This is a genomic window from Acinetobacter sp. ANC 3882 (assembly GCF_022549545.1).
Classification (GTDB): domain Bacteria; phylum Pseudomonadota; class Gammaproteobacteria; order Pseudomonadales; family Moraxellaceae; genus Acinetobacter.
Genome location: NZ_JAKZGB010000028.1, coordinates 1 through 400 on the forward strand (window position 1 = coordinate 1; position 400 = coordinate 400).

Genomic DNA, 400 nt, shown 5'->3' on the forward strand with positions numbered 1-400 from the left:
GGCCTTACAGCACAAAAACGTGCCATTCATATTCAATTTTCGAATCAAAATTTAAATACTCAAGTTTTCTTGCAGCGCATTGATGGGCAGCATCAACTGAATGCAGGCCTTAAAGCAGAATTAATTTGCTTGTCGACTAATGCTGCCATTCCCTTAAAACAATTCATTGGTAGTCAGGTTGCAATAGATAGTGTGACCGATCAAGGTCAATTGACCCGTGTCACAGGTATTATTACCCAAGCCTTACAAGGACAATCGGACGGTAGTTTAACTTTATATAAACTCACGCTTGAAGATCCAACTGTACTGTGGAAACAACGCCGTAACAGCCGCGTGTTTATGAACAAGAGCGTGCGTGATGTCGTGGAAATCATCTTCAAGGAATGGCAGAGCAAAAGTC

Annotated in this window: 1 protein-coding gene; it reads left to right on the plus strand. The window is 41.8% G+C overall.

The annotated features are described in order from the left end of the window. Positions 1–400 (plus strand): phage late control D family protein (locus MMO42_RS18120; RefSeq protein WP_241321582.1); only part of this gene is annotated, 400 nt, incomplete at both ends.